The organism is Vibrio sp. 11-4(1) (genome assembly GCF_013048625.1).
In the GTDB taxonomy this organism is placed as follows: Bacteria; Pseudomonadota; Gammaproteobacteria; order Enterobacterales; family Vibrionaceae; genus Vibrio; species Vibrio diabolicus.
This window is the reverse complement of record NZ_VHSY01000006.1, coordinates 136,710-155,365: the sequence shown is the minus strand read 5'-3', so window position 1 is coordinate 155,365 and position 18,656 is coordinate 136,710. Positions and strand designations below refer to the sequence as shown.

Here is an 18,656-nt window from a genome sequence, read left to right as displayed (position 1 = left end):
ATAAGCTTTCCCTACAAAATTTGAGTTGATTTAGCCGCCGATAGAAGCCAGATGTGGCGTCATACCCGTATTACCATCGTGCAAGAAGTGGCTCACCGACTTAGTTTGTAACTGCGCTTGGATGCGTTCAATAAGCTCGCTTTCTTGCTCATCACGTTCCAATAGATCACGCAGTTCTACACCGTGGTCTCCAAACAAACACAGATGCAGCTTACCCATCGCAGAGACGCGTAGTCGGTTGCAGCTCTCACAAAAGTCTTTTTCATAAGGCATGATCAGGCCAATTTCACCCTTGTAATCTGGATGAACAAACACTTGCGCGGGGCCGTCATTATGAGAGCGCACTTTAAGCAGCCAACCGTTTGCAATCAACTGATTACGAATTGCTACGCCGGACACATGATGCTTATTGAATAAATCATCCATCTCACCCGTTTGCATCAATTCGATGAAGCGCAGTTGGATTGGACGATCTTTTATCCAGTTGAGAAACGCTGGCAGTTCTTGATGGTTAAGATCTTTCATCAAAACCACATTAACTTTGACTTGCTCATAACCAACTTCAAACGCACGCTCGATACCATTCATCACCTCAGTGAACTTATTTTCACCCGTGATTTGATGGAACATACGCGGATCAAGGCTGTCCACGCTAACGTTGATGTGAGTTAAGCCCGCTTCACGCCAGTCTGCGACTTGCTTCGCCATGCGGTAACCATTGGTCGTCGTTGCAACTTTTTGGATACCGGGCGTCGTCGCCACTGAGTGGATAATGTCGGTAAAATCTTTGCGTAAACTTGGTTCACCGCCAGTAATGCGCACTTTTGACGTGCCACAATCAGCAAACGCTTTTACGACCCGTTTGATTTCAGGAAGAGATAAAAAAGACGAGTTTTTATTGCCCGAAGGCTTATAGCCATCAGGAAGGCAATAGGTACATTTGAAATTACATACGTCGGTCACAGACAGACGCAAGTAATAGAACTTACGATGAAATTTGTCTTCGAATTGTTGCGCCACGGAACACCTTTCCAAACACGGGAGGCATGGCCATTTCCAATCATGCCCTTGTGACAGTACGCCACTGGCTCAAAACGCTTATCCTCGGACTTAGCAATAGTGAGCTCGGAGTTATGGCAACCAGAGATATGAAACCTCTGATAGCTTTGCGGTGTAAAATACTTAATATTTGTACTGGAATCCAGACTTGAGTGATAAAAAACTCTCTAGAGACACAATTTACCGCTAAGTGAGTACCTTTCAAGCACTCCTTAAGATAAATTGTAGCCGTTTTTTACAAGATTATTAGAAGAACGTAATGAATATCTACACGGATAAAAAAGTGGTCGCTGTTGGCGGTGGTCATGGCTTAGGTCGAATGTTGGCCGCACTACGGGATTTTGGCGGCAATGCAACTGGCATTGTCGCCACAACAGACAATGGTGGCTCAACAGGAAGAATTCGTCACTGCCAAGGTGGAATCGCCTGGGGCGACACACGGAACTGCATTAATCAGCTGATCACAGAGCCGTCGATCAGTTCAATGATGTTTGAATATCGCTTCAAAGGTACTGGCGAGCTTGATGGTCATAACCTCGGTAACTTGATGCTTACGGCGCTCGATAACTTATCGGTCAGACCGTTAGATGCCATCAATCTGATTCGAAACATGTTAAAAGTCGACGTTAACATTCTTCCTATGTCTGAACACCCTTCCGATCTTTCCGCGTTATCCGTGGATGGGAAGTGGGTCACGGGAGAAACGAATGTAGACGAGATGGACACCGATTTACGCCGTCTCGATCTATCACCAGAAGTTCCTGCAACTAAAGAAGCAGTGACTGCACTGGCAGAAGCAGACGCTATTATTCTTGGTCCTGGCAGCTTTTTAACCAGCATCATGCCTCCTTTGCTGTTGCCTGAGCTCGGCAAAGCCATTGCCGCCAATGAGAAAGCAAAAGTCATTTTCGTTGCCAACTTGAGCCCGGAGTACGGCCCAGCCGGACGAATGACCATGGCACAAAAATTAGAATGGTGTGAGCGTGCCTGCCAAGGTAGGAAGATAGACGTGGTTCTAGCAGAGGAAACCGAGCAAGAAGTCTTGAGCCAGTGGAATGTAGTGACGGAATCGTTAGCTTCGTCGAACCGAGATTGGCGTCACGACCGAGATAAACTCAAGCTCGCTATTGAAAGCCAGCTAAGGCTTTCAATTTAAAAAAAACGCCCTCTAACGCTAGGGGATAGCTTCAAGTTTACTCGCTGTCAGCAATGAAAAAACCCTTCACTTACGTGAAGGGTTTTGTGTAAGAGCCTCATCAGAACAATGCATTATTGCTGCCAATCACGATAAGCGTCGCGTGTTTCGTGCAAAAGATCGAACATCGTTTTTAACTCGTCTGACTCTTCAGCTAACTCACCAGCTTTGGCTTTTTTATCTATCGACATCGCCAATTGACAAAGACGGTCTGCTCCAAAGCTCGCTGCACTGCTTTTTAACGCGTGACTGATTTCTTTTAGGTAACGCAATCGCTCTGTCCCTTGAAACTGAGATAAATTCTCGATGTAGGTATCCATCTCCCCTAAGAAAATATCGAGTAAAACAGGAACATTATCACTGCCAATCTCCATCGACAGTTCATCGATTTTTTGCTGATTTAATACATTCACACTCATACTTTTTGCCGCTCTTCCTTGCCATTCCAAGCCTGTAACTTGCGGTAAATCGTCGATGGACTGACATCTAGGTATCCCGCCGCTCGGGGGATATTGCCATCACACGCTTCAATCGCTTGCTCTATCGCCATTTTTTCTGTCATCCACAACGGCATAATCTCAGACGCAGTCATCACTTTCGGCTCAATGAATTTCGCCACAGAAGACGGACGGTCAAGCGGTTGATTCAGCGGTGGCGGTAACATATCCAACGTGATTTCTTTACCGTTGTTTAGAACAACGATATTGCGCAGCACGTTTTGTAACTGACGAACGTTGCCAGGCCACTCATAGCTATTAAATCGGTCGATTACATCAGGCGCAAAACGCACGAAGCTTTTTCCTTCTTCGTGCGACATATAGCCTAACAGTGAGTATGCAATTTCAATGACATCTTCACCTCGTTCACGTAAAGGTGGCAAATGCAAAGGAATGACATACAAACGATAGTACAAATCTTCACGGAATCGACCTTCTTGTACCTCTTTCCATGGGTCACGGTTAGTTGCACAAACAAAGCGAACATCCACGCTCTTCATTTTTGATGAGCCCACTTTTTGGAACGTGCCGGTTTGAATAAATCGCAGCAATTTGGTTTGCAAATCTAAGTCCATCTCACACAATTCATCAAGGAAAAGTGTGCCACCATCCGCTAATTCCGCTGCACCCTGACGATCATTTGCTGCGCCGGTAAAAGCGCCTTTCACGTGACCAAACAGCTCACTCTCAATCAAATCTTTTGGAATTGCAGCACAGTTAATCGCAATAAAAGGCTTGTCACCACGCTTGCTTGCCGCATGGATTGCCTCGGCGCATACCTCTTTCCCCGTACCACTTTCACCAGTGATGAAGATACTCGCTTTACTGCTCGCTGCTGAATCAATCGTGCGGTAAACCTGTTGCATTGTTTGACTACTGCCAATAAAGCCTTGATAACTTTGATTTCCCGGGTTATCAGCCTCGTTTTTTAACTTAGTCGCTTTACGAATCGCATTGTTAACCGTGACACGTAAGCGGTCAGCTTCACACGGTTTGATCAAAAAGTCTTGAGAGCCATGACGCATTGCTTCTACCGCGGTATCGATAGAACCGTGAGCGGTCATAAAAATAATAGGTACGTCTGGATGACTCTTTTTTACAGCGTGTAAAACGTCCATCCCCGTCATATCTGGCAGACGAAGATCGAGCAGAATAAGATCTGGAATTCTATGGTTGAGACTTTCAATGGCATCCCTACCTGTACCGACAATATTGATATCTATACCAAGCGGTGTCAGGTATGAGCGGTACAGTGCCGCAACAGATGCGGTATCCTCAACCATTAAAAGGTAACGAGATTTAGGACCTTCAGATTTTTGTTGCATAACCTAGCTAATATTTTGTTGTGTTTTAAACAATAATCGCATTACGCTTTGCATTTTGCAAATAACATTAGCTAAATTATGGGTAAGAGAAAGGATTCAAAAATAATATCAATTATTTAAAAAATGGCATAAACCATGCTGATAGTTTAGTGACCCCTCGGGTCACCTAGCCAACTGACGTTGTTAGTGAACGAGATGTTCACAAAACAAGCCAATAGACCCGACTGCCTATTGGCTTCTTTTTTTTGCAAGCAATCTAAAACTCTTGGCTAAGCTAGATCATTAAGCTTATTTTTAACTATTTGCGATGAACTGCGCTCTTAGTTTTTCAATCTCGTCACGCTTTTGCGCCGCCAATTCAAACTCTAAATCTTGCGCGTGCTGATACATTGCCGCCTCAAGTCGACTGATTTCTTTTTCCAACTGTTGAGGAGACATGACCTCGTATGTTTGCGAAGGCTCCGCCACTTTCGACAAAGGTACCTGTTTAGTATTACGCTGACGTTTAGACTTGGTAATATCGCCCAATTCCATAATATCTTTGATATTTCGTTTGAGCGCTTGCGGCGAAATGCCCATTTCTTCGTTGTACGCTTTCTGCTTCTCGCGGCGGCGGTTGGTTTCATCCATCGCCTTTTTCATGGAGTTGGTGATTCGGTCAGCATACAAGATCGCCTTACCTTCAAGGTTTCGCGCAGCACGACCAATGGTCTGAATCAGTGAACGCTCGGAGCGCAAGAAGCCCTCTTTATCTGCATCCAATATTGCAACCAGCGAAACTTCAGGCATGTCCAAGCCTTCTCGTAGCAAGTTAATTCCCACCAGCACGTCAAACTCGCCAAGACGAAGATCACGGATGATCTCCACACGTTCTACGGTATCAATATCTGAGTGTAAGTAACGTACCCTAACATCATGTTCGTGCAAGTACTCGGTGAGATCTTCGGCCATTCGTTTGGTCAATGTTGTCACTAGAACTCGCTCATCTTTAGCAGAACGGAGACGAATTTCAGACAACAAGTCGTCTACTTGGGTCGCTACTGGGCGAACTTCCAATTCTGGGTCAAGCAAGCCTGTTGGACGAACAACTTGATCCGCCACATCGCCTGAAGATTTTTCTAGTTCATAATTTCCTGGCGTCGCAGAGACAAAAATCGTCTGCGGTGCTAACGCTTCAAACTCTTCAAACTTGAGCGGACGATTATCTAACGCAGAAGGTAAGCGAAAACCAAACTCCACCAGCGTTTCTTTACGAGAGCGGTCACCTTTATACATGGCACCAATCTGCGGCACCGTCACGTGGGATTCATCGATGATCAACAAACCGTCATGAGGCAAGTAATCAAACAATGTCGGTGGCGGCTCGCCTTCCGAGCGTCCGCTGAGATAGCGAGAATAGTTTTCGATACCTGAGCAAAAACCTAACTCATTCATCATCTCGATATCGAATTGAGTCCGCTGGCTAATACGCTGTTCTTCCAGTAGCTTGTTGTTGTCTAGAAGCTGCTTTTTGCGTACTTCTAATTCAACCTTAATATTTTCGATCGCTTCAAGAATGCGATCTCTTGGTGTCACGTAGTGCGTCTTAGGATAAATGGTGTAGCGTGGTAAATCTCGCTGTTTCACCACACCAGTCAATGGATCAAAAACACTGATGCAGTCAATTTCATCATCAAACATTTCGACACGAACTGCGTCTTGGTCAGATTCCGCTGGAAAGATATCAATCACTTCGCCACGAACCCGAAACTGTCCTCGCTCAAATGACACGTCATTTCTTGAATATTGTAGCTCTGCCAAACGTCGTAGCATGTCCCGTTGATCAATCACGTCACCACGACGTAAATGCAACATCATTTGCAAGTAAGATTCTGGGTCCCCCAAACCATAGATAGCAGAAACAGACGCAACGATAATCGCGTCTTTACGTTCCAATAGTGCTTTCGTTGCTGAAAGGCGCATTTGCTCTATGTGAGCGTTAACCGATGCGTCTTTTTCAATGAAAGTATCCGTCGTCGGGACATAAGCTTCAGGCTGGTAGTAATCGTAGTAGGAAACAAAGTACTCCACCGCATTATTGGGAAAGAATGATTTCATCTCGCCATATAATTGCGCTGCGAGCGTTTTGTTTGGAGCAAGTAATATTGCAGGTCGCTGGGCTTGAGCGATAACATTCGCTAGTGTGAACGTTTTACCCGATCCCGTTACCCCCAATAGTGTTTGATGTGCCAGTCCAGCATCGAGCCCCTCAAGCAGCTGCTTGATCGCTCCCGGCTGGTCACCCGATGGCTGATAATCGGAGACCAATTCATAGACTTTACTCATACCCTTCCTCAACTTTACTGCGCTTTGGCTGTATATATAGCTGTATATATAGCTGTATATATATACACCTTAGCCAATGAAATCTACGTCTATTGAAAATTTACCCACCATTGTTAATAAATTTTCTTGTTTGTCTAGAATGCTATAGCCATACAAAACCTACTCTGATATAGTACTTCGCCCTAGCTGAAGAGCCACACCCATTCTTCACATTGCAGTTTCCACAACTTTTCCCCAAAAATTGACCTAAACACTCTTTATCCCCAAAAGCTAGATTTTTATCCACCTTGAATACATTTTGCTTAACATCAATAAATCTATGTTTTAATTGCATATTCTCTGTATAGCTCTGATTAAAAATTCACTAAATAAAACCAGGTTGCATATAAAAGATCTTTACTCAGATCTCATCAACATAGTTATCCACAAAATTAGTGGATAACTAACCTCACCCCTTTACTGACAAGCAGTACAGAAAAGTAAAGCCCTTCCCCCAATATTTTTTGCTAAAAATGTATTTTTTTACTGTTGACAGTAGTTTGGCTGCTCGGTAAGATTCGTTCCGCTTTCAAGCAAAGCAATTCCTCCTTAGCTCAGTTGGTAGAGCGACGGACTGTTAATCCGCAGGTCGCTGGTTCGAGCCCAGCAGGAGGAGCCAAATTCCAGAAAAGTCGTGTCGCAAGACACGGCTTTTTTCGTTTTGAAATCAAAAATTTCTTTCACCATCAATATCTCAAGTGACGACTTAAAATTACTCGCTAAGTGTAATTCCCACCTTCTGAGCAAAAGATTCTTTGAGGAAAGACAGCACCAGCGTCTTTGTAAAATCCATTCAGCAAGCTGTTCAATTTCTTATTGATTCATCAAAATACCTCACATAGACGACTATTTTTCCATCGTGTATGTAAAACCACATCGTTCACTGGTTGTTATTGGTGTCACAAAACACGATAATATCAAGATCGGATTTTAAGAACGTAATAACTATGACCGAATATGTTTTGTTGTTGGTCGGCACTGTGCTGGTGAACAACTTTGTACTGGTGAAGTTTTTGGGCCTATGTCCTTTCATGGGTGTGTCCAAAAAACTGGAAACAGCAATAGGTATGGGCTTAGCGACAACTTTTGTGCTAACGCTCGCGTCTGTGTGTGCGTATTTAGTGGAAAGCTACATTCTTCGTCCACTGGGTATTGAGTACCTTCGAACCATGAGTTTTATTTTGGTGATAGCCGTTGTGGTGCAGTTCACCGAAATGGTTGTGCACAAAACAAGTCCAACACTTTATCGCTTGCTTGGTATTTTCTTACCGCTGATCACTACAAACTGCGCGGTATTAGGCGTCGCGCTTCTTAATATTAATGAGAACCATAACTTTATCGAATCGATTATCTACGGCTTCGGCGCCGCTGTTGGTTTCTCATTGGTGTTGATACTTTTTGCATCCATGCGTGAGCGCATAGCTGCCGCCGACGTACCAGTGCCTTTTAAAGGTGCATCGATTGCAATGATTACAGCGGGTTTAATGTCACTAGCCTTTATGGGCTTTACAGGTTTGGTGAAGTAAACAATGAGTACGATTTTAATTGCGATCATCGCGTTAGCGGTTCTTGCTGCGATTTTCGGCGCGATACTTGGTTTTGCTTCTATTCGCTTCAAAGTCGAGGCAGACCCAATTGTGGATCAAATCGACGCAATCTTACCTCAAACTCAATGCGGTCAATGTGGCTACCCTGGTTGCCGCCCTTATGCTGAAGCGATTGCAAATGGCGACCACATCAACAAATGTCCGCCAGGCGGTCAGGCAACTATCGAAAAGCTCGCCGACTTAATGGGTGTTGAGCCAGAAGAATCTGCGCACGATCTCGACAGCAAAATTCCAACCGTTGCGTTTATCCATGAAGATATGTGCATTGGCTGTACTAAGTGTATTCAAGCGTGTCCAGTGGATGCAATTGTAGGCGGTACAAAAGCGGTTCATACCGTAATTAAAGACGAATGTACGGGGTGTGACTTATGTGTTGCACCATGTCCAACTGATTGTATTGAAATGATTCCTGTGGCAACCACCACGGAAAGCTGGAAGTGGCAACTTAACTCCATTCCAGTACTCAACATTACGGATGCTGCCGACGATGCAGCGAACGTGAAAGATTCAATTAAGTAAGGTTTCGCATGTTGTCTTTGATTGAACAAATTCGTACAGGCTCGCTTTGGGATTTCCCTGGTGGTGTGCATCCGGCAGAAAACAAAAAGCAGTCCAACAAAACTGAGCTCGTTCACGCGGCTATCCCATCAGAAATTGTATTACCGCTAAAACAGCACATTGGTAAGGCTGGTAACTTATTGGTTGCCGAAGGTGACCACGTATTAAAAGGTCAGCCATTAACGCAATCCGAAACTGGTTTTACCGTTCCAGTGCATGCTCCTACATCGGGTACGATCACCGCCATTGAGCCGAGAACCGTTGCTCACCCTTCAGGTCTGAGTGAACTCTGTGCAGTCATTACACCTGATGGTAACGATACATGGTGCGAGAGAAAACCCGTCGCGGATTACAAACAAGAAACACCTGACGCACTGATCGATATTATTCGTCTCGCAGGCATTTCAGGTATGGGTGGCGCAGGTTTCCCTACCGCAAAAAAAATCCAATCTGGCTTTGCTCGCACAGAGATTCTTATCGTCAACGCGGCTGAGTGTGAGCCATACATCACATCTGATGACAAGCTCATGCAAGAGCATGCCGAGGAGCTCATCCAAGGTATCGAGATTGTCGAACATATCCTGACACCAAAGCTCACGATTATTGGTATTGAAGATAACAAACCAGAGGCAATCAAAGCGTTAGAAGCTGCGGCTCTAAACAAAGATATCGTCATTCGCGTTATCCCGACTAAATACCCTTCTGGTGGTGAAAAACAGCTGATCAAAATTTTGACCAATAAAGAAGTACCAAGCGGCGCAATTCCAGCCGATATTGGTATTTTGGTTCAAAATGTCGGTTCTCTTTACTCAATCAAACGCGCAATCATCGATGGTGAACCGATGATAAAACGCGTGGTGACTCTCACCGGTAAAACATTCAAACAACCACGCAATGTTTGGGCATTATTAGGTACACCAGTACAGGCGTTATTGGATGAGTTTGGCTATAAAGCCGATAAGAAGTTACAACGTTTAATCATGGGTGGACCAATGATGGGCTTCACCCTTCCCCACTCTCAAGTGCCGATTACCAAGACAGCAAACTGTATCCTTGCCCCGACTCGTCGTGAGATCTCTCCACACCAACATGAGATGGAATGTATTCGCTGTAGCCAATGTGCTGAAGCTTGCCCTGCTTCACTGCTACCTCAGCAACTGCAATGGCATGCAAAAGCTGAAGAGTATGACAAACTCGAAGAACTAAACTTAAAGGATTGTATCGAGTGCGGTGCTTGTGCGTTTGTGTGTCCAAGTGAAATTCCTCTCGTACAGTACTACCGCCAAGCAAAAGCGGAAATTCGCACCAGAACACAAGAAGCGGAAGCTGCTGAACGAGCGAAGCTGCGTTTTGAAGAGAAGAAAGCGCGCATGGAGCGCGAAAAAGCAGAACGTGAAAATCGCTTTAAGAAAGCAGCCGATCAGCGCCGTAAAGACATGAAATCTTCTGGTGGTGATGATGCGATTGCAGCAGCGATCGCACGAGTGAAAGCTCAGAAGACAGAAACAACAGAAAAAGCAGAGCCAGCCGTGAAACCTGCCGTCGCAGCAGCCATTGCCAAAGCGAAGGCAAAACAGGCCGCAGCCGCTAAAGCAGGCTCTAGTGAACCTGATAACTCAGAAATGGCAAAACTGCGCGAAGAACGCAAACGTCTAGCCCGCGAACGTAAAGCACAAAAAGAGCAAGGCGAAACGCCAGACAACAACGCTGATGATAAGAAATCGGCAGTTGCAGCAGCCATCGCCCGAGCTAAAGCGAAAAAAGCTCAACAAGAAGAATCAACCGAAACGTTAGAAGCTCAAGCACCTGCTGAGCAAGCTGAAGAGCCGAAGAAAGCCGCGGTTGCTGCTGCTATTGCGCGTGCCAAAGCGCGTAAAGCGAAACAAGCAGACTCAACTGAAACCGAAGAAGCTGAAACGCCTACTGAGACAACCGACGATCCGAAAAAAGCCGCCGTTGCTGCTGCCATTGCACGCGCTAAGGCTCGTAAAGCGAAACAAGCAGACTCAACTGAAACTGAAGAAGCTGAAACGTCTACTGAGCCAACCGACGATCCGAAGAAAGCCGCAGTTGCCGCTGCAATTGCTCGAGCCAAAGCGCGCAAAGCGAAACAAGCAGACTCAACTGAAGCGGAAAAAGCTGAAGCACCTGCCGAGCAAACCGAAGATCCGAAAAAAGCCGCCGTGGCTGCTGCCATTGCACGCGCTAAGGCTCGTAAAGCGAAACAAGCAGACTCAGCTGAGACGGTAGAAGCTGAAGCGCCTGCTGAGCAAGCTGAAGATCCGAAAAAAGCCGCCGTGGCCGCTGCCATTGCACGCGCTAAGGCGCGTAAAGCGAAACAAGCAGATTCAACTGAAACGGAAGAAGCTGAAACGCCTGCTGAACAAACTGAAGATCCGAAAAAAGCGGCTGTCGCTGCGGCTATTGCGCGCGCCAAAGCGCGTAAAGCTAAGCAACAAGAACCAGCAGAAACGGTAGAAGCTGAAACGCCTGCTGAACAAACTGAAGATCCGAAAAAAGTAGCTGTCGCTGCGGCTATTGCGCGCGCGAAAGCTCGCAAAGCGCAGCAAGAAGCTAATAAAAATAATACTGAGGAGAACGAGTAGTGTCGTTTTTTATTGCCAGTTCACCGCATACCCACAGCCGTCGTAGTACACCTGACTTAATGAAATGGGTGGCACTTTGTGCTCTCCCAGGTTTAGCGGCTCAGACCTACTTCTTTGGGTGGGGAACGCTTATTCAGCTGATTTTTGCCATCGCAGTCGCTGTATCACTTGAAGCCTTAGTTATGGTCTTCCGTAAACGTTCGCCGATGCGAGCACTACGTGATAACAGTGCGATCGTTACCGCTTGGTTATTAGCCGTTGCTATCCCACCATGGTCTCCGTGGTGGATTATGGTGATCGGACTTATTTTCGCGATCGTAATCGCTAAACACCTATATGGTGGCCTTGGTCAAAACTTATTCAATCCTGCCATGGTCGCTTATGTGGTCTTATTGATCTCATTCCCAGTGCAAATGACGAGTTGGAGTGCCCCGACGTCACTCATACCTGATCACGTAAATTTTGCAGATACACTCTCTTTAATTTTTACGGGCTATGATTACGACGGCTTATCGCTTCAGCAAGTTCGAACGGGGGTTGACGGCGTGACAATGGCGACTCCACTTGATGCATTTAAAACAGGTATTCATACAGGTGCAACCCCAAGCGAAGTACTGTCGCAGCCAATATTCGATGGCTTAGCTGGCATTGGTTGGCAATGGGTAAATCTTGCCTACTTACTTGGTGGTTTAGTGATGATCAAAAAACGCATCATCCAGTGGTATATCCCAGCAGGTTTCCTAGTGAGCCTGACGCTATTTAGCCTCGTGTTCAGCTTACTGACCCCAGGGGAAACTGCGTCGCCAATCTTCCACTTGCTATCAGGTGCAACCATGCTTGGCGCATTCTTTATTGCAACCGATCCCGTGTCGGCGTCGACAACCGTTAAAGGACGTTTGATCTTTGGCGCGCTTATTGGTGCTTTGGTCTTTATCATTCGCAGTTGGGGCGGCTTCCCTGATGGTGTTGCATTCGCAGTGTTACTTGCAAATATGTGTGTACCACTGATCGATTACTACACCAAACCTAGAACTTACGGTCACTGAGGTAAACATGTTAACCGCTATTAGAAAAAATGGTCTGACACTTGCGATCTTTGCCTGTGCAACAACCGGATTAGTCGCCTTTACTCAGTACCTAACAAAAGACCAAATCAAGATACAAGAACAACAACAATTGCTTTCTGTTTTGAATCAAGTCATTCCAGAAAACATGCATGACAACGCACTCACGCAAGCCTGCACTATGGTCACGTCACCAGAACTGGGGACATTACGTGCGATGCCAGCCTACCTCGCCACGAAGAATGGTGAACCGACAGCAATCGCAATAGAATCCATCGCGCCAGATGGCTACAATGGTGAGATAAAAGTTATTACTGGGATTGACAATCAGGGCAATATTTTGGGGACACGCGTCTTAAGCCATCAAGAAACCCCTGGCCTGGGCGATAAAATTGATCTTCGTGTCACCGACTGGATCCTGAGCTTTACGGGCAAACAAGTCACGGAAAGTAACTGGAACTCATGGAAAGTTCGTAAAGATGGTGGTGATTTCGATCAATTTACTGGTGCAACGATCACACCTAGAGCCGTCGTAAAAGTGGTGCGAAATACCGTTAACTACGTAAACCAGTCTCGTGAAGACATTCTTAGCCAGCCGTTAGGCTGTGAAGGAGAGCAGTAATGAGTGAAAATAACTTGCTGATGAAAAACGGTATGTGGAGCAATAACCCTGCTCTCGTACAACTGCTGGGCTTATGTCCACTGTTAGCGGTTTCTTCCACGATAACCAATGCCTTAGGTCTTGGTATTGCAACCTTATTAGTGCTGGTCGGCTCCAACGTCACGGTTTCTCTTATTCGTAATTACGTACCAAAAGAGATCCGCATTCCTGTGTTCGTGATGATCATTGCCTCTCTCGTTACCTGTGTTCAGTTATTGATGAATGCCTATGCGTATGGTTTATACCTGTCTCTTGGTATCTTTATTCCTCTGATTGTAACCAACTGCATCATTATTGGTCGAGCTGAAGCATATGCTTCAAAAAATGATGTTGCGCCTGCAGCATTAGACGGTTTATGGATGGGGCTTGGTATGACAAGCGTTTTGGTCGTGCTAGGTGCCATGCGTGAGTTAATTGGTAATGGCACACTATTCGACGGGGCAGATCTGCTATTAGGAGACTGGGCATCCGCTCTCCGCATTCAAGTTTTCCAATTTGACAACAGCTTTCTGCTAGCGCTTCTTCCACCCGGTGCATTTATCGGTGTTGGTCTGTTGATAGCGCTTAAAAATGTCATCGATAATTCAGTCCAGGCACGTCAACCAAAAGAAGAAAAACCAACCATAGAACGTGCTCGCGTCACCAACGCATAACAAAATAAGGCTCTGTCATAGGAGCCTTTTTCATAAACCGCAAAGACGGTATTGGAAGTCAGCAATGAACAAAATAAAAAGAATCGAAATTCTTGAGCGATTACGAGAAAACAATCCGAATCCTCAAACTGAGCTTAACTGGAGCTCCCCTTTTGAACTGCTAATCGCGGTATTACTATCAGCGCAAGCAACCGATGTAAGTGTCAATAAAGCCACCGACAAGCTTTTCCCTGTCGCTAATACACCGAAAAGTATTCTCGATTTGGGAGTTGATGGCTTAAAAGAATACATAAAGACCATCGGTTTATTTAACTCAAAAGCAGAAAACACTATCAAGACTTGTAAGATCTTGTTGGAAAAACACAATGGTGAAGTTCCTGAAGATCGTGCAGCGTTAGAAGCGCTACCAGGCGTAGGTCGCAAGACCGCAAACGTCGTGCTCAACACCGCTTTTGGTTGGCCAACCATTGCCGTCGATACGCACATTTATCGCGTGTCGAATCGTACTAAGTTTGCAATGGGCAAAACGGTTGATGATGTCGAGCAAAAGCTATTAAAAGTTGTGCCAAAAGAGTTCAAACTCGATGTGCACCACTGGCTCATTCTTCATGGCCGCTACACGTGCTTGGCGAGAAAGCCTCGCTGCGGTAGCTGCATTATTGAAGATTTGTGCGAATATAAAGAGAAAGTATATCCAGATAGCTAACGCTATTTGAAAATCAAAGCTAGGAGCAAAAAATGTCAAATGGTCGAATTCTCCACACTATGCTTCGCGTAGGTGATCTAGACAAATCCATCAAGTTTTACACTGAAGTTATGGGCATGCAGTTGCTTCGTACGAACGAGAATAAAGAGTACGAATACACACTGGCGTTTCTTGGCTACGGTGACGAATCCCAAGGTGCTGTGATCGAGCTAACTTACAACTGGGGTAAAACTGAATATGACCTAGGTACTGCTTTTGGTCATATCGCCATTGGTGTTGATGATATCTACACAACTTGCGACGCTATCAAAGCGGCGGGCGGTAATGTGACGCGTGAACCAGGTCCAGTAAAAGGCGGAAGCACACACATTGCATTCGTAAAAGACCCAGATGGTTATATGATTGAGCTTATCCAAAACAAGCAAGCTTCAGCAGGTCTTGAAGGCTAAGCGGTACTTCTAATAATCACTTGTACTGCAAGTTGAACATCGATTACAGGCAGGTCTGCGATCTGCCTGTCCTTTTATAAACAAAACACTTTACTTGATAATAATTATCGTTTAGATTTGTCCGCAACTTCGATATGCGGGATTACGATAATGATCAGTGAATGGGAAAAACACACACTTCTAGCCGATACGGCACTTCAACTAGATGACCCTGTTCGCAGCATTCTTCATTACCAGCAAGCCCTAAGCCTGAGTGAAGATATTAGCGAATGTGTGGAAATTGAAGCAGACGAGCGATTATTAATTTCTGTGATTTCTTGTCATAACTTAGCTCAGTTCTGGCGTTGGGCCGGAGACACTGACTATGAACTCAAATACCTTCAGCTGGCTTCAGAGAAAGTCTTAACACTCATCCCACAATGCCCAAATAAAGAATGTGCAAGCTTTATCGACTCAATAGGATGTTGCACTAAAGCATTAATAGACTTCATGAAACGTCATCCTAATCCGGCTATTGCCAAACAGGTTGAAAAAATAGATACCGCAACCAATTGCGAAGTCATTGCCAAATTCCGCTTAAACTAACATTCAAATTATACAGCCGGAACCACCTAAAGGTACTTGGCAAATACCATTAAAATATTATTAACAACGTCAGTAAATTAAAAACGCCGAAGCTTTCAGCTTCGGCGTTTTTATATTCGTTACACTTGGGTTCGCCCGAGTGATATTACGACTCGGCGGTTTTTGTCTTTTCCTATTGGCGAGCCATTATCTGCAATAGGACGACGCTTGCCGTACCCTTGCACTTGAATTCGATCTTCCGGTAGCCCTAGAGACTGAAAATAATCACGAAGTGACTCTGCACGTCGCTCAGATAAACTTTGACTCGCACTTTTGCCATCGGTTGAATCGGTGTACGTCGCCACCAGCACGAGATCGATATCTTGATTATGTCGGATATAATCTGCAATTTGTGATAAACGCTTTTTGGAAGCCTTGGTTAACTGATCGCCTTGTCTTTCGTAGTGCAAAATCGTAAAGGCAATGTCTTCAAAACTGTATTTCAATAAATTGGAAATACAGTCGCTAAACGCGTTGTACTTATTTTGAAACAGCACGGATGACAATGCGACTTCAATTCTCTGATCTCGGCTCTGCCAATCCTGATAACTAAAGGTCGGATAACGCCCTTTTTCCAGCTCAGACAAAATGCCCCATGCTGTTTGCCCTCCGACATAACCATCAAACTGTTTAAAAAACTTTAGGTTTGTAATTCGATCGGCGTGTTCACCTGGTCGCCAAGGTGGCGGCATAGAGATGAGACTGACGTTACGTGTTTCTCCCATCGGACGACGCATTTTTAACTCAAAGTCTAAATTGATTTTTTTATTCGCACGAGATGAAAATACCGCATCTCCAAAACTTGGAATAGGGTGAACAAGTTGGCATTCTAACGGTGTGTTGACCACCATTTCCCATTGAGATTGCTGTGGAGTGGCAACATAACGTTTGCCCATCACAGCAAAACTGCTTGTGCTAAACAACGAAAATACAACGCCACTAGTAATCAGCCATTTCTTCATCTAAGTACTGTCTCTTAAACGGCAGTCTGTTGCCGTCAATTTGAATCAATAAAACCACTTCACCTGGCATGCAAAAACCTCGCCAACGTGCGAAATATCGTGATATTACGATTAACGTTAATCATGGTAACTCAATCACCCGAAATGCGATCGAGCGTATTGATGAGATGCAAAATAGAATTCCGTTTTTCTCCTAAATTGCGGTTTTTCTCGTCGGTATAATCTGCAATAATGCAGCCTTCGTCACACAAAAATAAGCCGACATGACAATAGAAAATGAAGCTCTGACCTTGAAAAAACGCTTTCGTGGTTATTTCCCTGTGGTAGTAGACGTTGAGACCGCAGGTTTCAATGCTCAAACTGATGCACTTTTAGAAATTTGCGCCGTTACGTTAAAAATGGACGAAGATGGCGTGTTGCATCCAGCCTCCACCATTCATTTTCATGTTGAGCCATTTGAGGGCGCTAACTTAGAAAAAGAAGCGCTAGAATTCAATGGTATTCGTGACCCATATAGCCCTCTTCGTGGTGCAGTTTCTGAGCAAGAAGCGTTAAAAGAGATTTATAAACTTATTCGCAAAGAACAAAAAGCCGCAGATTGCTCGCGCGCAATTATGGTTGCCCATAACGCAGCATTCGACTTAGGTTTTGTAAATGCAGCCAATGAGCGCTGTAAACTAAAAAGAGTCCCTTTTCATCCCTTTGCTACTTTTGACACGGCAACATTGAGTGGCCTTGCTTATGGTCAAACGGTTCTCGCGAAAGCATGCAAAACGGCCGGGATGGAATTCGATAATCGTGAAGCACACTCAGCGCTTTACGATACACAAAAAACAGCAGAATTATTCTGCGGCATTGTCAACAAATGGAAGGCCCTCGGCGGTTGGCCGCTTGTTGACGAAGAATAATAAGTAAACACAACATATTAGGAAAAGTATGAATCCTGTCGTTATATCAGTGTGCGTCATGCTCGTGTTAGCATTGATGCGCGTAAACGTGGTGGTTGCCCTCACGTTTAGTGCCATCGTTGGTGGCCTTGTCGCAGGCATGAGCCTTGGAGACACAGTTGCCGCGTTCGAAAGTGGTTTAGGTGGCGGTGCGACTATCGCTCTAAGCTACGCAATGTTAGGTACTTTCGCCGTTGCCATCTCTAAATCTGGCATCACGGACCTACTGGCAAAAAGTGTTATCAAGCGCTTAAACGGTAAAGAAAACTCGGCGTCAACTACCGGGTTAAAGTACGCGGTGTTAGTCGCGCTCGTTCTTGTCACTATGTCATCTCAGAACGTAATTCCGGTCCATATCGCCTTTATTCCAATTTTGATTCCACCTCTTTTGGGCGTATTTGCGAAACTTAAGCTCGATCGGCGTTTGGTCGCGTGTGTTCTTACTTTTGGTTTGATCACACCTTACATGATCTTACCTGTTGGTTTCGGCGGTATTTTCTTAAACAACATTCTATTAAAGAACCTACATGACAACGGTTTGGAAAACGTGGTTGCAAGCCAAGTTCCAACGGCAATGTTACTGCCAGGTGCTGGTATGTTGTTTGGTCTATTGCTGGCGATCTTTGTTAGCTACCGTAAACCGCGCATCTACGAAGAAACGGAGTTGACTGTCGTTCACGAGACAGATCATGCTATCAATAAAAAGCACATCTTGGTGGCCGCTCTTGGTATTGTCGCCGCATTGGGTGTTCAGCTTTACACTGGCTCAATGATTATTGGTGCTCTAGCTGGCTTTATGGTGTTTACTTTTGGCGGTGTGATTGCTTGGAAAGAAACACACGATGTCTTCACAAAAGGCGTGCATATGATGGCTATGATTGGTTTCATCATGATCGCTGCCGCAGGTTTTGCTGCGGTAATGAAGCAAACAGGTGGCGTTGAGACATTAGTACAGTCTCTCTCTACCAGCATTGGTGATAATAAGCCGCTTGCTGCGCTATTAATGCTAATTGTTGGTCTGTTGGTAACAATGGGTATCGGTTCATCGTTTTCAACCATTCCAATCTTGGCGACAATCTACGTTCCACTCGCGTTGGCATTTGGTTTTTCGCCAATGGCAACAATCGCGCTAGTTGGTACTGCTGCCGCTTTGGGTGATGCTGGTTCTCCAGCGTCCGACTCGACATTAGGCCCTACATCTGGTCTAAATGCCGACGGTCAGCATGAGCACATTTGGGAAACGGTTGTTCCAACCTTTATCCACTACAACATTCCACTGATCATCTTTGGTTGGATTGCTGCAATGGTGCTTTAGTACCGTTGTTTGATGGATATACTTAGTTACGAAAAAGCCGCTCATTGAGCGGCTTTTTGTTATT

The 18,656-nt window shown here is 45.1% G+C and carries 17 protein-coding genes, 1 tRNA gene and 1 riboswitch; of the genes, 13 read left to right on the top strand and 5 right to left on the bottom strand.

The genetic code is table 11. The annotated features are described in order from the left end of the window. Nucleotides 1–30 precede the first annotated feature (30 nt). The gene (moaA, locus tag FKN16_RS13740) at nucleotides 31–1,020 is read right to left on the bottom strand and encodes a GTP 3',8-cyclase MoaA (protein WP_005396649.1); all 990 of its coding nucleotides are present in this window, start codon (nucleotides 1,018–1,020) and stop codon (nucleotides 31–33) included. Next, nucleotides 1,009–1,143: riboswitch (molybdenum cofactor riboswitch) on the bottom strand. It overlaps the preceding gene by 12 nt. A gap of 175 nt (nucleotides 1,144–1,318) precedes the next feature. On the opposite strand from moaA, the gene FKN16_RS13735 reads away from it, so the two are divergent. After that, on the top strand, nucleotides 1,319–2,215 hold the full coding sequence (locus FKN16_RS13735; RefSeq protein WP_006742807.1) for a YvcK family protein: 897 nt from the start codon (nucleotides 1,319–1,321) through the stop codon (nucleotides 2,213–2,215). A gap of 113 nt (nucleotides 2,216–2,328) precedes the next feature. Here the strand turns inward: FKN16_RS13735 and luxU are convergent, their stop codons facing one another. The 3 genes from luxU to uvrB all read right to left on the bottom strand — a co-directional run bounded on the left by luxU (nucleotide 2,329) and on the right by uvrB (nucleotide 6,401). Beyond that, on the bottom strand, nucleotides 2,329–2,673 hold the full coding sequence (gene luxU, locus FKN16_RS13730; RefSeq protein ID WP_012841577.1) for a quorum-sensing phosphorelay protein LuxU: 345 nt from the start codon (nucleotides 2,671–2,673) through the stop codon (nucleotides 2,329–2,331). Continuing rightward, entirely contained in the window at nucleotides 2,670–4,076 is a 1,407-nt protein-coding gene (gene luxO, locus FKN16_RS13725) for a quorum-sensing sigma-54 dependent transcriptional regulator LuxO (RefSeq protein WP_005396653.1), read from the bottom strand. Before luxO ends, luxU begins: the two co-directional genes overlap by 4 nt. Nucleotides 4,077–4,370: 294 nt before the next feature. After that, nucleotides 4,371–6,401, bottom strand: coding sequence for an excinuclease ABC subunit UvrB (uvrB, locus tag FKN16_RS13720; RefSeq protein WP_170902928.1), 2,031 nt, complete (start codon nucleotides 6,399–6,401; stop codon nucleotides 4,371–4,373). A 582-nt stretch (nucleotides 6,402–6,983) separates the two neighbouring features. On the opposite strand from uvrB, the gene FKN16_RS13715 reads away from it, so the two are divergent. The 10 genes from FKN16_RS13715 to FKN16_RS13670 all read left to right on the top strand — a co-directional run bounded on the left by FKN16_RS13715 (nucleotide 6,984) and on the right by FKN16_RS13670 (nucleotide 15,329). Further along, nucleotides 6,984–7,059 (top strand) — tRNA-Asn (locus FKN16_RS13715). A 328-nt stretch (nucleotides 7,060–7,387) separates the two neighbouring features. Continuing rightward, entirely contained in the window at nucleotides 7,388–7,966 is a 579-nt protein-coding gene (gene rsxA, locus FKN16_RS13710; RefSeq protein WP_005380762.1) for an electron transport complex subunit RsxA, read from the top strand. Nucleotides 7,967–7,969: 3 nt separating this feature from the next. Continuing rightward, the gene (gene rsxB, locus FKN16_RS13705; RefSeq protein ID WP_005396655.1) at nucleotides 7,970–8,566 is read left to right on the top strand and encodes an electron transport complex subunit RsxB; all 597 of its coding nucleotides are present in this window, start codon (nucleotides 7,970–7,972) and stop codon (nucleotides 8,564–8,566) included. Nucleotides 8,567–8,574: 8 nt separating this feature from the next. Next, nucleotides 8,575–11,211, top strand: coding sequence for an electron transport complex subunit RsxC (gene rsxC / locus FKN16_RS13700; RefSeq protein ID WP_170902927.1), 2,637 nt, complete (start codon nucleotides 8,575–8,577; stop codon nucleotides 11,209–11,211). Further along, nucleotides 11,211–12,257, top strand: coding sequence for an electron transport complex subunit RsxD (gene rsxD, locus FKN16_RS13695; RefSeq protein WP_005396545.1), 1,047 nt, complete (start codon nucleotides 11,211–11,213; stop codon nucleotides 12,255–12,257). The genes rsxC and rsxD overlap by 1 nt, the downstream gene beginning before the upstream one ends. Before the next feature lie 7 nt (nucleotides 12,258–12,264). Beyond that, on the top strand, nucleotides 12,265–12,897 hold the full coding sequence (gene rsxG, locus FKN16_RS13690) for an electron transport complex subunit RsxG (protein WP_006743364.1): 633 nt from the start codon (nucleotides 12,265–12,267) through the stop codon (nucleotides 12,895–12,897). Next, nucleotides 12,897–13,589: an electron transport complex subunit E gene (locus tag FKN16_RS13685; protein ID WP_170902926.1), complete on the top strand. Its 693-nt coding sequence runs from the start codon at nucleotides 12,897–12,899 to the stop codon at nucleotides 13,587–13,589. Before rsxG ends, FKN16_RS13685 begins: the two co-directional genes overlap by 1 nt. 64 nt (nucleotides 13,590–13,653) lie before the next feature. Continuing rightward, nucleotides 13,654–14,295, top strand: coding sequence for an endonuclease III (gene nth, locus FKN16_RS13680; RefSeq protein ID WP_005396542.1), 642 nt, complete (start codon nucleotides 13,654–13,656; stop codon nucleotides 14,293–14,295). Nucleotides 14,296–14,327: 32 nt separating this feature from the next. Continuing rightward, nucleotides 14,328–14,744, top strand: a complete 417-nt coding sequence (gene gloA, locus FKN16_RS13675) for a lactoylglutathione lyase (protein ID WP_005380739.1) — start codon at nucleotides 14,328–14,330, stop codon at nucleotides 14,742–14,744. Nucleotides 14,745–14,894: 150 nt separating this feature from the next. Next, nucleotides 14,895–15,329 carry a DUF2753 domain-containing protein gene (locus FKN16_RS13670; protein ID WP_005384886.1) on the top strand — a complete coding sequence of 145 codons (435 nt, stop codon included), beginning with the start codon at nucleotides 14,895–14,897 and terminating at the stop codon, nucleotides 15,327–15,329. A 119-nt stretch (nucleotides 15,330–15,448) separates the two neighbouring features. Here FKN16_RS13670 and FKN16_RS13665 read toward each other — a convergent pair whose 3' ends face one another. Then, nucleotides 15,449–16,330: an OmpA family protein gene (locus FKN16_RS13665; RefSeq protein ID WP_012841571.1), complete on the bottom strand. Its 882-nt coding sequence runs from the start codon at nucleotides 16,328–16,330 to the stop codon at nucleotides 15,449–15,451. Nucleotides 16,331–16,593: 263 nt separating this feature from the next. Between FKN16_RS13665 and rnt the strand changes: the two genes are divergently transcribed. Together rnt and FKN16_RS13655 are read left to right on the top strand one after the other, a co-directional pair. After that, nucleotides 16,594–17,238, top strand: coding sequence for a ribonuclease T (gene rnt / locus FKN16_RS13660; protein ID WP_012841569.1), 645 nt, complete (start codon nucleotides 16,594–16,596; stop codon nucleotides 17,236–17,238). Nucleotides 17,239–17,266: 28 nt separating this feature from the next. Beyond that, nucleotides 17,267–18,592: a Na+/H+ antiporter family protein gene (locus tag FKN16_RS13655; protein WP_005396535.1), complete on the top strand. Its 1,326-nt coding sequence runs from the start codon at nucleotides 17,267–17,269 to the stop codon at nucleotides 18,590–18,592. Nucleotides 18,593–18,656: the final 64 nt, after the last annotated feature.